The sequence below is a fragment of the Bacteroidota bacterium genome (assembly GCA_016711505.1).
In the GTDB taxonomy this organism is placed as follows: domain Bacteria; phylum Bacteroidota; class Bacteroidia; order AKYH767-A; family 2013-40CM-41-45; genus JADKIH01.
In genome coordinates, this window is record JADJSV010000002.1 from 226133 (window position 1) to 239115 (window position 12983).

Genomic DNA, 12983 nt, shown 5'->3' on the forward strand with positions numbered 1-12983 from the left:
TTAAGATTATTTGTTAAGTAAGTAATTTAAATTTATCACAGACTGATTCATTTGATTGACAGCATTGAGATAGGCAAGTTGTATGTCAATTGCTGTTTGAAGAGCATTGAGATACTCGATATAACCAATTTCGCCGGACTTTAGACCAACGCTAGCTGTATTGGTAACAACATCTGAATTGTTTAATCCTGTTGATCTATAATAGCTATAGACAGAACGACTCTGCTCATACTTATTCAATGCATTCTGAAAATGGACTACAATATCCGTTTTCATTTTTTCTTTCTTTTACTAATGATTGCTGCCTGAATTTATAAGACTTGATCCGTGAACTGCTGCTAAAGAAAGTCAGAGGTATATTAACACCAAAATTAAATCCTGTAAATCGTTTATCAGATTCATAGTAAACTTCGCTACCATTTACATTCTGAAAACCAATTATACTTTGATTGTTATATCCAATACTAAATTCAGGAAGAACATTTGCAGATTCTACTTGCTTTGTTTTCTCCGCAATCAAAGCCTCTTGAAATATCAGTTTTAATTGAGGATTTTCATTGAGAAGGAAGTGTCCGTTAATTCTGTAAGATTAAAAATCAATGTGTCTGCTTCCGGGATCAACACAAATTCATCTTTTAGATTTAAAAGTGATTTTAATGAAAGATAGACTTCTGAATATTCTCTTTCGTATTGTGTCTTTAAGATAGTTAATTGTCCCCGTTTTGATTCTGCTGTTGCTTTCTCTAGCAAATTACTTTCACCGCTTTTATAACGTACTTCAGAAGCACTTACAAAATTGGAATAAAGGCTATCAAGAGAATTGAGTTTAACATTTACGTTTCGTAAATACTGCATTTGATAAAATAACGATCTTATTCGCGTTCTGACTTCATTGATTTTTGCATTCCCTTTTAGCTCTGCACCTTCAAATTCTGCTTTATATAAACCAGCCTTTGCTGAATAGACCGTAGGAAAAGGAATATTTTGCTGAATTGACAATCCGTTATCCTTATTGATGCTATTATATTGACCGTATTGATATTGAATCTCTGTTTTAGGAAGTTCAAATACAGATTTTTTTAATGCTGCTGAGGATTTTATATTAAGTTGTTCAGATTGGATTTCTAAATTGTCTTTTAGTGCTTTATTTATTGCATCAGGCAAACTCAGATTTTGCTGAGCATTTACTTTAAATGACTTAAGCAAAATATAGCAATAATCATCGTCGAACCGATCTTTACTTTACGTCCTGAATAGAAAACCAGATATAGCAAAGGAAGAATAAACAGAGTTAAGAAGGTCGCTGAAAGCAAACCACCTATTACTACGGTTGCCAGTGGTCGCTGAACTTCTGCACCCGCTCCATGAGAAAGAGCCATTGGAAGAAATCCTAATGAAGCTACAGTTGCTGTCATAAGAACCGGACGCAAGCGCATCTTTGTACCAGTTTTAATTCTTTCAATAATATCTGACATTCCCTCTTTTTCAAGTTGATTAAACGTTCCTATCAAAACGATTCCATTTAGTACAGCTACACCAAATAATGCAATAAAACCAACCCCCGCTGAAATACTGAAAGGCATATCTCTAATTAGTAGCGCAAACACACCTCCAATAGCAGACATTGGTATTGCAGAATAAATAAGAGTTGCCTGTTTAACAGAATTGAAAGTGAAATATAGCATCAAAAATATTAATGCAAGAGCCACAGGTAAAGCAATCAGTAATCGTTTACTTGCAGCTTGAAGGTTTTCAAATGTTCCGCCATAAGTATAATAATATCCTTCCGGTAATATTACCTTCTGATCTAGTTCTTTCTGAATATCTGTAACAACGCTTTCAACATCTCTCCCAGAAACATTGAAGCCGACAACAATCCTCCGCTTACCGTCTTCTCGACTGATCTGTGCAGCACCTAATTCCATTTTTATTTCCGCTACTTGTGAAAGAGGAATTTGAGTTCCAGTCGCAGTCGGAATATATAAATGACTTACATCTTCAATGTTACTTCGATTTGCGCTATCAAGTCTCACAACCAAATCAAACTTCCTCTCATTCTCATATACAACGCCCGCAGATTGTCCGGCAAATGCTGTACTAACAATGTGATTAATATCTTCAATATTTAATCCATAGTTTGCAATCTGTGAACGGTTATAGTTAATGACAATTTGCGGAAGACCTTCAACTCTTTCAACACTTGGTTCTGTAGCTCCTTCAATGTTCTTCACAACTGAATTTACTTTATTCGCATAACTTACTAGAGTATCCATATTCTCACCAAAGATTTTTACAGCAACATCTTGTCTAATTCCTGTCATAAGTTCATTAAACCTCATTTGGATTGGTTGGTTCTTTTTCAAAGAAAACTCCGGGAATGACACTTACTTTTTTCAAATTCTTCAGCAAGTTCATCGTATGTAATTTCTCTTTTCCATTCATCAGGACTTTTTAAAATGATCATTAAATCTGTTGCCTCAGGTGGCATTGGATCGGTTGGCACTTCACCTGCTCCCGTTTTACCGACAACCATTTTTACCTCATCAAATTCTTTTATTAAGCGGGACGCTTGCATTGAAGTTTCAAGACTTTGAGAAAGCGAAGTTCCCTGAGGAAGAATACAGTGAAAAGCAAAATCGCCTTCTTGCAATGTTGGAATAAATTCTCCACCCATTCTTGAAAATATGAACACTGCAAGAATAAAGAAGCCAATTGTAATGGCTACAAGCGTTTTTTTAATTCCGATTGCCTTTGCAAGCAGAGGAGCATATTTACTTTGCAAATAGGACATCATCTTGTCGCTGAAAGTTTTCTTATGACTTAAGTGCTTAGGTAAGAACAAAGCGCTCATCATTGGGATATAAGTCAATGAAAGAATCATAGCTCCTAAGATTGCGAAGGCTACTGTTTGTGCCATTGGTCTGAACATTTTTCCTTCAATTCCAATTAGACTAAGAATAGGAAGGTAAACGATCATGATAATAATTTGTCCAAATATTGCGCTGTTCATCATTCGTTTAGCACTACCTCCAACAGCCAAATCCATTTCATTTTGAGAAAGTCGATTTTTCTCTCTTCGTTGCTCTATATTAAACAAAGATGCTTCAACAATTATTACCGCACCATCTACAATTAATCCGAAATCAATTGCTCCAAGGCTCATTAGATTCGCACTGACACCGAAAACATTCATTAGTCCAAGAGCAAAAAGCATTGAGAGTGGTATAGCAGACGCTACAATTAAGCCTGCCCGAAGATTGCCTAAAAACAAGACTAGCACTAAAATTACAATTAGTGCTCCTTCAATCAGATTCCTTTCAACCGTACTCATAGATCTTTTGACAAGATCAGTTCTATCAAGAAATGGTTCAACGATTATATCATCAGGCAAGGATTTTTGAATTGTAGTCATTTTACTTTTAACCCTATCCACAACCTCTGCGCTATTAGCCCCCTTTAGCATCATAACAATACCCCCAACAGCATCAACTTCTCCGTTGTAAGTCATAGCGCCGTACCTTACAGCACTGCCTAAACGCAACTCAGCTATGTCCTTTATTAAAATAGGAATTCCGTTCGGATTTGTTTTAACTACAATGTTTTTGATGTCCTCAAAAGTTCTAATTAAACCAACTCCTCTTATAAAATATGCATTTGGTTTTTTATCAATATATGCTCCTCCGGTATTCTCATTGTTTTTTCAAGAGCAGTAAAGACCTCCGGTATTGTTATTCCCATTGCAATAAGTCGATCAGGATTGAGTGACACTTCATATTGCTTCAATTGTCCTCCAAAACTATTCACCTCTGCAATTCCCGGTGTTCCGTAAAGTTGTCGGGCAACAATCCAGTCCTGCATAGTGCGAAGGTCCATTGAAGTGTATTTGCTTTCACTCCCTTTCTTTGGGTGAATGATATACTGATAAACCTCTCCTAAACCTGTGCTGACAGGGGCAAGTTCCGGTTTGCCAATTCCGGCGGGTATATCTTCTTCCGCTTCTTTTAGTTTTTCATTTATCAGTTGACGGGCAAAATAAATGTCAACCTTGTCATCAAACACAACAGTAACTACAGAAAGCCCAAAGCGCGAAATGCTTCGCAACTCCACAAGGTCTGGAAGATTAGCTATGCTTTGTTCAATGGGATAGGTTACTAATTGTTCAACTTCCTGTCCGGCAAGTGTAGGACAAACAGTGATGATTTGAACTTGATTATTTGTGATGTCAGGTACTGCATCAATTGAAAGTTGGGTTGCACTCCATACGCCCCAGATTATTAGTGCAAAAGTCATCAAACCAATGATGAACTTGTTTTTATGCTAAACGCAATTATTTTATCGAGCATTATATATCAGTTAAAATGAATAAATACACAGATTACTACAAAGCAAATGCTAAGTAGAAAAAGTGATTACTCGTTGACAACGAGTTTAGAAATTCATTAACTGATTTTAGGCGGTTGCCAGATAGAAGAATTGTCTATTGAAAAAAACTGTTGATCGAAAAGAACAAAGTCCTGTAATGCAGGTTTGGCTTGGAAAGTAATATTTGGTAAGTAATGAATGTTCATTGCAGTTGAACAGCATGAACAGAAACAAAACGGACTGCACATGTCATCCTCCTCTTGATGATGTTCTGAAGCGCTCTGAACTGAAGAAGTGACATCAAGTTTATGCGAATCGCAAATGTCATTACAGGGCATGAGCATTATCGTCATCAGATAGATGACAAGTGAAAAACTAAAGATCCGCCTGAAAATGTTCACAAGGCAAAAGTAGTGAAAGTTCCTAAATTACCAATTTTTGAAAGAAAAGTGCTTTTTCATGTATTTTTCATTACTGTTTGCTCTTGTTTCGTACCTTTAATAATCTAAAAAATGAAAACCATGAACGCATTCCATAAAATGAAGGTTATTTTCACCTTACTTTTCTTATTTACGATTTCGAATTTCATACAAGCAAAAGATGCAGATACACTTGTCATCAAAACCAACATCTATTGTGATCATTGCAAAGAATGTGAAAGTTGTGGAGGAAAAATTGAACGTGATTTAACTTTTGATAAAGGTATTGAAGCAGTTCAACTTGATGAAAAAAGCAATGACTATCAAAGTAACTTATAACTCCAAAAAGACCAACCCTGAAGCTATTCGACAACTAATTTCAAAATATGGTTTTGATGCTGATGAAGTAAAAGCTGATCCGGTTGCTTATTCTAAGTTGGATGAGTGTTGCAAGAAATAATGGCATATAAAACATCAATCATCTCATAACGATTGCGCTTTTTTATAAAAAAGTCAATTTAAATTTACTGCAATTTTAAGAATGTATAAATATTCAAAAGCAAAGTTGAAAAAGCAATAAATATATTTTTTAGCGTTTTACTCTTTTGGGACTTTTTGTTTGCCCTTAGGTGACTTTTCTTTGCTGCAAGACATACCTGAAATGTATCGCCACTGTAAAGCGACTGAAGACAAGGACATGACACCTATTGACTTTGTTACAGACCATTTGGTAAACATTGATAGTCTGTTTGACAAACATGAAAACGGTGACGAACAGAAACCACACTCTACAAATCAAACACAGCATCACGGACAGAAGCAGGTTACGCTCATTACTTCCTTTGCCTTTTTTCCATTTCACAGTTTATCAAAATGAGTCCAAACCATCAATTCCCAATTTAAACTTTCTTCCATCAGACTACATCACAAAATTTTTTAGACCTCCGATATTTGCTTGATCTTTCGTAGTTGCTTTTTATTAAGCGACAGTTCAATTTCAATAACAATTAATCAAGCAAACAATGAAAAAAATAATTTTCGTTGCAATGGTTCTTTTATTGCCTTTGCGACATGTTTGCCCAAGGCAAAACACCAACGGCTGTTACGACAGCGTTCAATCAGAAATTTCCAAACGCTACTAAAGTAAAGTGGGACAAAGAAAATGCTCACGAATACGAAGCATCGTTTGTACAGAATGGTGAAAACTATGCAGCCAACTTTAGCGACACAGGCGAATGGGGTTAGAAACCGAAACTCCAACTACTTTTAATCAACTTCCAAATCAAGTGCAGACAGCGTTTAATACTTCACATAGGGGGTGACGCCAAAAGCTGTTTCAAGAATTGAAACTTCCAAACAAGGGACAATTTATGAAGTGGAAATGAAAGGAGGTTCAAAGACTGTTGAAGTATTTTACAAAGCAGATGGAACAGAAGTGAAAGAATAATAACCAAAAAGGCAAAACAATAAAGTGTTTTGCCTTTTTTAATCTTAAGCAAAATGACAAAAAATAAAAAAATAATTCAGCAAGTGTTAGGAACACTTGTGGCGGCAAACGCAATCATCTTTCTCTTGCTTGCTTATCTGCATGTGTTTTCCGACACACCAAGAGCCATTGTATTCATTGACTTTTGGGGACGGCTATGTGTCTATTCACTTTGGTTTACGGGCTATGCACTTTACAGAAAGTATTTACCACAGAAAAGCATTTTAAAAAGCATCATCATTACTATTGTATGCTTAAACATTCCTGTTTTTTTGACACTTGGTTACATGAATAAGCTTTCTCCCGACTTAGCAACACTACCATTTATTGACTTTTGGGGGCGAATAACAGTATATTCATTGTGGTTTATGGCATACGAATATTACCGCTACTATATTGGCGACAATTCAAGTGAAACCGAGACAGTTTAAGCCATGAATAAACTTCCGGCAATCACACTTTCATTTTGGATAATGAAAATTTGTGCAACCACGCTTGGCGAAACCGCAGGCGATTTACTTTCCATGACAATGAATGTTGGCTATGCAGTTAGTTCAGCAATTCTTTTGAGTTTCTTTTTTGCAACGCTTATTGTTCAACTTTCCAGTAAAATGTTCCACCCAATTATCTATTGGTCAGTTATTCTTGCGACAAGCACGGCAGGGACAACTATGAGCGATTATATGGACAGGACTTTAGGTTTAGGCTATGCAACAGGTTCTTTGATTTTAGTTTCCCTCTTAGTTACGACACTCATAATTTGGAAAATAACAGAAAAGTCTTTGTCGGTAACAAACATTAGATCAATTCGAGGTGAAGTGTTTTACTGGACAGCAATTTTATTCTCCAATACTTTGGGAACAGCGCTAGGCGATTTTCTTGCAGATAATTCCGGTCTTGGTTTTGCAGGTGGAGCACTTCTAATTGGCAGTTTACTAGCCCTAATTGTTTTGGCTTACTACTTTAGTAAAGTATCTCATGTGATTTTTGTTTTGGTTAGCATTTGTTCTTACAAGACCATTTGGTGCAACCTTTGGCGATTTGCTGACGAAGACACAAGACAAAGGCGGATTAAATTTCGGGACGCTTGGGTCATCCATAATTTTATTCACGATACTTGCAGTGTTAGTTATAAATTCAATTATCAAATTAAAAAGAATCAAGGCCTGCTTGACCCACTATCTTATATTGGCTGCTTTTCCGCCTGAAAGAAGAGCAGCCGATATAAAAAAAGAATTTAGCACAGGTTCCGTGCGTAGTAGATGCTTTTGTGAAAATCAAAAATTACAAATTCAATTATTCTATTTGGCATAAAATGATTTTCAAAAAAACTATCTAAATGCATCTGTGTAACTTCACCTTCTTGTAAATAGTGAAATTACCGGTTGTTTTACTTCTGTAATTTTTTAAGTCGATTAGTAGTAATTTTATATTGATGTTCTATATTCGAAATTAGTTCAATGGTTCTATTACAAATTCGACCATTGTTATCTAAAAAATATTTGAAGCATACTTCGTATATATTTCTATCAATTCTGAAGTTAAATAACTGTAGTTTTCAAACGCACCCATCTATTCTTTTCCAATAATATTGATTTCTGAATCGGTCAAAGTGTAAAGGTTATTTACAATATCGTCTATTTCCTTTTCAAGATGTTTGGTTTCAGCAAGTGGATTTTCTTTCTTTATTAGTAATATTTTTAACGATAGGTTCTAATAAAGTATTTCTCACTTAAATCTTTAAAAACAGGCAGCTCCTTAAACTCTCCAATCTTGATCTTTGGAAATAATGCATCAAATTCATTACTCGAATATTTAAAATAAGTGGAAATTAATTTTGAACCAAGCAGGCCTTGAACTCCGTAAAAATACTTCTTATTTTCTTTATTCGGCGTAGCAATAAAAACACTTTGATCAATAATAAATTTCTCTTCAATTAATGTACAATTCAATTTTTCGCCACATTTGCCTCATAATTAATCTCAATCCTTGAAAATATTTCATCTCACGAGGAGCGGCTAACCATTCACCATAACTGATATAATGTTTTTTATCCCAATTGTACGAATAACTATTTACATGTTTTCCTCTTAATTCTGGAATGAAGCTGGATCTTTTTGTGATCAGAATGGTAAACCTTATTTTGATTACTTCCTCAGATTGGCCCCTATATTTATCTAAGGATTTACCCCTCGTGTTATTTCAGCAATGTCTTGTAACTTAATTGATTTTGCTCTAATCTTTTCTAATAATTTAAACACTTCATTCTGCGATTCAACATCTATAACTAGTCTTTCATTTTCGCTAAACCGCTTCTGTTCTATGGAATGCTTAATAAATGGAACTTGATTTTTGAATGAGTATACTTTTACGTTGGAGTCTCCTTTGCCTTTTAAGGCAAGAAAAATTAATGTGTCGACCGAAGCTTCTTGGAATACACTTTCTAAATTTGGAAAAATTGATTGAATTTTGACAGCATTTAAAATGTATTCTCTGCATTTTGTAAATGTGATATTTTTCAACCAAGAATTAGGTGTTATAAATGAGATCGATAGTTTTCTTTTAATATGGATATCCCTTTTTCAATGAAGCTAACATATAAGTCAAGTTGGTATTGAGAAGTTATGTAATTGTCACTCAAATATTGAATGATGTTTTTATTAAATGACTTACTTGAAATGTAAGGTGGATTCCCTACAATAACATCAAACCTTCAAAACTCCCTTCATCGTCCAACACTTCAGGAAATTCAAACCTCCACTCAAAAGCATTCCGATAAATCGCATTGCTTTTGATATCTTCTATTATGGTTTCTTGTTTACTTATTTTCTCTGTAAGTTTTTTAACGTCGTCTTCAAATAGCTTTTTTTCTTTGCGCAGTTTTTTCAAATAGACCAGTTTGCATGGTTAAGTTAACAAGTTCGCCTTTCCATTTGGCAAGATCTTTAAACTCCTTGCTGTTATTATTTATCTCAATTCTAAAATCTGATTTAATTGAATTAATTATTTGTTCCAACCCGTTTTACTTCTTTATCATGGGCGTTCTTATAATCTTGAACAAATCCCTTTGTATTGATTGATGTTATATTTGATGCTTTTCAACGCCTTGCTTAAATCAGCATCTAATGCGAAACGACTTACAAGCGAGTTCCCGCATTTGATATTGATATCAATGTTAGGAAGAGTTTCCAGTTCTTTGAATTTGCTTTCTTCGGTGAAATAAGCATTTTTAAGAAGTTCGATCCACAAACGTAAACGACAAATCTTTACCGAATTTTGATTGATGTCAACACCGAATAAACAATTTTCAATGATGATTTGCTTTTCATGAAAAAGTGATTTCTGTACTCGCTGAATTTCTTTGTTAATGCTTCCATTGTTGACCTGATATTCAAAAATATCTTGTCCTTCGTTATAGGTAACAATTAATTCGTCGTTTTCAATTTCTATTTCATATCCCGATAAACGAACGCCTTTGTTATCTGCAAGAATTCCTAGCTCTGCCTTTATTGAAATGATCTCGTTTAAAGAAGAAACTAAAAAGTGACCGGAACCGACGGCGGGATCGCAAATGTGCATACCGTTTATTATGTCGTTGAATTCAAGAACCTCTTTAGCTGTTCTACGATCTGCCATGTAGTTTTTTAAATCTTCGAAAACTTCACAATTCCAACCATAAGCATCCTTGAATTTCTGAACTACCGCCAAGCGAATAGATTCCCTGCACATGTACATGGTAATAAATCCCGGTGTAAAGATTGAACCGTCTTTATAGCCATTTATTTTTTCAAAGATCAAACCTAAGACAGAAGCATTAATTAATGTCTTACTGTCTTCTTGAATTTCCTCCGCACCTTCAGAAGCAAAATCATAAGCTTCAAGAAAATCGAAAAGGTATTGCAAGCTATTTAAGCTCTTTGCGATTGGTTTATTTTTTGCGTCACGCAATACCGTTCCGCTATATAGATCCAGTTGTTGAGAATCATCGAGGCTATTTATTTTGATCGTTTGATCTTCAAGTTCGCTGATTTCAAATAGCGAACTATTCAGATAAGGAATGCTACCGAATTTTTTATTTATTATTTCATTCCGGTCAGACTGTCGTTTGGCCAATACTTGAAAGAAGAGTTTATACAACTCATCGTATTGCGGAATCTTTGTGTAATTTAAAAACTTATACGATTGATCGCCTTTGTGGTATTTGATCAATTGCGCTTCCAGTAATTTTAAAAACAAGATCCTGTTGATCCACGTTATGCAAAGTTCTAATGACAGATTGAACAAGCGATCTTGTCTTGTATCACCATAACTACTCAAGTCCGGAACTTTGTGTAAACTATCTTCTAAATCAAGAATGGTAATCGCATTTTCAAGCAGCGATCCACCATCTCTTTTTCCTTCTTGCTTTCTGCGAATTAACTTCTTGCTACCTTCTTTTACTTCTTCTAACCCTATTATGTGCAACAATTCAGAATAGAAACCTTTATCGAGTGAATTACTATCGTTAGCAAATTGAATTTTTAATAGATGTATAGGGCTGAAGATCTTATATAGCGCTATGAGTTTTGTATCATCTGCCTTATCGTTATTCTTCAACGGTTTTTCATAATCGCGAATGTCAAACCAAGTAAAAAGAACATCTTCCTTTAATTCATCTAAGAATGGTTTTGCGATTTCTTTGTAAAACAAATCGGTGTTGGTACTTACTTTTTGACCCCTTTCCCAATCAGTCAAGGCTTTGACTAGCTTAGCGTTTTTCGCAAACAATCGTTCAAAAACTGAGGCATCAAAAATAAACCATTCGTAAATATTGGTAATTACAAGATGTCGAATATCAATATTCTTTCCGGTGATCCTTTCGCGCAAATAGTAAAGGATGAGTTCATGCATGGCTTTGGCATTGAGATTTTGCCTTGACACCATGTCTGTCTTATTGGTTGGTCGCTTAACTTCAAACAAAACACCACTAGGTGCTTTTGCATCCTTGCCTGTATGAATAACAAAATCAGTCCGGCCTTTCGTAGCAACAAGATACTCTTGCTTGTACCAAGTCTCCTTTAGAAAATCCATCAAATGAATTTTCACATTCTCTTCGCTTTCCTTTTCATCAATTTGTCCAAGCAACTTAATCAAGTTGCCTTTGACCGATTCAATGTCCGGGCGTTTTGGTTTTACTAATCGATAAGCTTTATTGAGGGCCTTCTTTAGGCTAATTTCGTGCAAGGTCATTTTTACTAAACACTTAGTTTGTAATCTTAAACTGGTTATATCTGAAAATTTTAGTTTTTTATTCTTTTTTTATAATTCACATCAGACGAAGTCAAATATATAGAAAATAAACCCAAAAAATGAATTTCCGGAAAAACCAGTACTTATATTAAGTGATCGTCTTTAAGAATATAATCTTGCAAAATTAGTTGACGGAAAAGAATTTATAGGTTAAACCTATTTTGCAAGCTTATATTTGATTCGGAACGTCATTTTGGTGATCGTAATTGAAATTGGAGATAACCAAACTAATTTTATTAACTACTTTACTTCTCGTTTTTTTTAACATCAATAATTTCCGCCTTAGGCTCCTTTATCCTAATGTTTTCGAACCCATATGGTTTAATAAGTTTATACACTCCTATGATTGCTAGGACAACAACTGCTGTACCAATGACAATTTGGATTTTACTAAATTGTCTAGGATTGAACGGTACCGGAATCTGAGATATCGGTGTCCGTATAATTTTATAATATCAGAATAGTTTATCATTTTATATAGTTTTTTTGTGAATTAAAATTACGTCTGGTTTTACTAAGAAGGTTTCGTATTCCCCGTATACTACACACTGAATATTTAAGCGAGAATTAAATGGAAATCTATAAGTATATGCAGAGAAGTTGAAACCGAACTTTTGAAGTTCTTGGATCTGATAATGATTTCCTTCTGGTTTAAGCATTAAAGAATCTAGAATTTTTTTATTTGATTCTAAAATATCTTTGGTTGCATCTTTATTATATTCTTCTTGTACCGGATGTGGCTGTTGCTTTTTTACTGCTCTATGAGTTGCATTATAAAAGTCCTGATAACATTTGTTGGAACAATAATCTCTTCCTTTATTATAAACCATGTGAGGTTTTTTGCAAGCAGGGCAAACTCTATAGTTTGGTGAATCTGGATCTAGCTTTATTTGTCTAGAGTCCTTGTTAAACTTCTTATCGTCCATTTTCAATTATTTCTTCTTTAGTTTTAATACGCTTTCCATTGATCCATTCTTCAATAATTTCAAGATCAAACATCAATACCTTTCCAACTTTTGAATGAGGAATGTATCGCTTATATACCCATCCATAGATAGTCGCTTTAGGCCAGCCATATAATTGACACAATTTTTCTATATTCACTTTCCTAGTTGATTCGGGGCGGTTAAAAGAATTAAGAATTGTAGAATCCAATTTATTTTGGATAATAGCTTCCAGTTGTTCTACACTGAGATCAATGATTCTAATATTCGAGTAGCCTGACATGGCTCAAGATTAAGAACAATAAAAGGTCACAAAAAAGTACTTTTACAAGTACCTTAAAAATTTAACATTTCAATTAATCCTGGGATTGGCTTAGCAGTGGGCGCATTCGCAGATGAAATACTTTTATGAACATAATTTTCAGTTAGTTCGATTATCTCATTTCTTTTCTGCCCTTTAAAATACCTGCAAATCCACGATTC

12 protein-coding genes and 2 pseudogenes are annotated in these 12983 nt (G+C 34.6%); 6 read left to right on the forward strand and 8 right to left on the reverse strand.

Annotation, left to right across the window (positions count from 1 at the left end):
• Positions 1–6: 6 nt before the first annotated feature.
• Positions 7–4343, reverse strand: a pseudogene (locus IPL24_04575) (CusA/CzcA family heavy metal efflux RND transporter).
• A gap of 531 nt (positions 4344–4874) precedes the next feature.
• Between IPL24_04575 and IPL24_04580 the strand changes: the two are divergent.
• From IPL24_04580 to IPL24_04605, 6 genes and pseudogenes are all read left to right on the forward strand, one after another.
• The gene (locus tag IPL24_04580; protein MBK8362964.1) at positions 4875–5120 is read left to right on the forward strand and encodes a hypothetical protein; all 246 of its coding nucleotides are present in this window, start codon (positions 4875–4877) and stop codon (positions 5118–5120) included.
• Complete coding sequence (locus IPL24_04585) at positions 5098–5241, forward strand: hypothetical protein (GenBank protein ID MBK8362965.1); 144 nt, start codon at positions 5098–5100, stop codon at positions 5239–5241. Before IPL24_04580 ends, IPL24_04585 begins: the two co-directional genes overlap by 23 nt.
• 201 nt (positions 5242–5442) lie before the next feature.
• Complete coding sequence (locus tag IPL24_04590) at positions 5443–5658, forward strand: hypothetical protein (protein ID MBK8362966.1); 216 nt, start codon at positions 5443–5445, stop codon at positions 5656–5658.
• A gap of 194 nt (positions 5659–5852) precedes the next feature.
• On the forward strand, positions 5853–6026 hold the full coding sequence (locus IPL24_04595) for a hypothetical protein (protein MBK8362967.1): 174 nt from the start codon (positions 5853–5855) through the stop codon (positions 6024–6026).
• Positions 6027–6281: 255 nt separating this feature from the next.
• Positions 6282–6698 carry a hypothetical protein gene (locus IPL24_04600; GenBank protein MBK8362968.1) on the forward strand — a complete coding sequence of 139 codons (417 nt, stop codon included), beginning with the start codon at positions 6282–6284 and terminating at the stop codon, positions 6696–6698.
• Positions 6699–6701: 3 nt separating this feature from the next.
• Positions 6702–7581: pseudogene (locus IPL24_04605) on the forward strand (hypothetical protein).
• Between the two features lie 386 nt (positions 7582–7967).
• Here the strand turns inward: IPL24_04605 and IPL24_04610 are convergent.
• The 7 genes from IPL24_04610 to IPL24_04640 form a co-directional block, all read right to left on the reverse strand.
• A complete protein-coding gene (locus IPL24_04610) occupies positions 7968–8219 on the reverse strand; it encodes a hypothetical protein (protein MBK8362969.1) in 252 nt (83 codons plus the stop codon).
• Between the two features lie 225 nt (positions 8220–8444).
• Positions 8445–8789 (reverse strand): hypothetical protein, encoded by a 345-nt coding sequence (locus IPL24_04615; protein ID MBK8362970.1) that lies wholly within the window; start codon positions 8787–8789, stop codon positions 8445–8447.
• Between the two features lie 14 nt (positions 8790–8803).
• Positions 8804–8968, reverse strand: a complete 165-nt coding sequence (locus IPL24_04620) for a hypothetical protein (GenBank protein MBK8362971.1) — start codon at positions 8966–8968, stop codon at positions 8804–8806.
• Positions 8962–9156, reverse strand: a complete 195-nt coding sequence (locus IPL24_04625) for a hypothetical protein (protein ID MBK8362972.1) — start codon at positions 9154–9156, stop codon at positions 8962–8964. Before IPL24_04625 ends, IPL24_04620 begins: the two co-directional genes overlap by 7 nt.
• A 156-nt stretch (positions 9157–9312) precedes the next feature.
• Positions 9313–11337 carry a class I SAM-dependent DNA methyltransferase gene (locus IPL24_04630; GenBank protein MBK8362973.1) on the reverse strand — a complete coding sequence of 675 codons (2025 nt, stop codon included), beginning with the start codon at positions 11335–11337 and terminating at the stop codon, positions 9313–9315.
• A 692-nt stretch (positions 11338–12029) separates the two neighbouring features.
• Positions 12030–12482 (reverse strand): hypothetical protein, encoded by a 453-nt coding sequence (locus IPL24_04635; GenBank protein ID MBK8362974.1) that lies wholly within the window; start codon positions 12480–12482, stop codon positions 12030–12032.
• Positions 12472–12783: a helix-turn-helix domain-containing protein gene (locus IPL24_04640; protein MBK8362975.1), complete on the reverse strand. Its 312-nt coding sequence runs from the start codon at positions 12781–12783 to the stop codon at positions 12472–12474. The genes IPL24_04635 and IPL24_04640 overlap by 11 nt, the downstream gene beginning before the upstream one ends.
• Positions 12784–12983: the final 200 nt, after the last annotated feature.

Coding starts and splice junctions, on each gene's coding strand:
- IPL24_04580 (MBK8362964.1), top strand. CDS start 4,875: ATGAAAACCATGAACGCATTCCATAAAATGAAGGTTATTTTCACCTTA.
- IPL24_04585 (MBK8362965.1), top strand. CDS start 5,098: ATGACTATCAAAGTAACTTATAACTCCAAAAAGACCAACCCTGAAGCT.
- IPL24_04590 (MBK8362966.1), top strand. CDS start 5,443: ATGTATCGCCACTGTAAAGCGACTGAAGACAAGGACATGACACCTATT.
- IPL24_04595 (MBK8362967.1), top strand. CDS start 5,853: ATGTTTGCCCAAGGCAAAACACCAACGGCTGTTACGACAGCGTTCAAT.
- IPL24_04600 (MBK8362968.1), top strand. CDS start 6,282: ATGACAAAAAATAAAAAAATAATTCAGCAAGTGTTAGGAACACTTGTG.
- IPL24_04630 (MBK8362973.1), bottom strand. CDS start 11,337: ATGGATTTTCTAAAGGAGACTTGGTACAAGCAAGAGTATCTTGTTGCT.
- IPL24_04635 (MBK8362974.1), bottom strand. CDS start 12,482: ATGGACGATAAGAAGTTTAACAAGGACTCTAGACAAATAAAGCTAGAT.
- IPL24_04640 (MBK8362975.1), bottom strand. CDS start 12,783: ATGTCAGGCTACTCGAATATTAGAATCATTGATCTCAGTGTAGAACAA.